General features: G+C 54.8%; 1 protein-coding gene. It reads left to right on the top strand.

The window, feature by feature from the left end; genetic code table 11:
• A partial coding sequence (locus tag RVY79_RS18460; protein WP_317465997.1) for an efflux RND transporter permease subunit occupies window positions 1–325 on the top strand: 325 nt, incomplete at both ends.

A 325-nucleotide genomic window follows, 5' to 3' on the forward strand; every position in this document is an offset into this window, starting at 1 on the left:
TCGCAGTTGCCCGCCGGAGTGCGCGGCGACATTGTTTACGACTCGACGGAGTTCATCAACACGTCGATCGATGAGGTCATCAAGACGCTGGCTGAGGCGCTTCTCATCGTCACGATCGTCATTTATCTGTTCCTTGGAGCGTTTCGCGCAGTCATCGTGCCGCTGGTGGCCATTCCGCTGTCACTAGTAGGAACCTTCTTCATCATGTTCCTGCTCGGATACTCGATCAACCTGCTGACTTTGTTGGCGTTGGTTCTTGCAATCGGGCTGGTGGTGGATGACGCCATCATCGTGGTGGAGAACGTTGATCGGCACATCAAGGAAG

Source organism: Chromohalobacter sp. HP20-39, assembly GCF_033052815.1.
Taxonomy (GTDB): domain Bacteria; phylum Pseudomonadota; class Gammaproteobacteria; order Pseudomonadales; family Halomonadaceae; genus Chromohalobacter.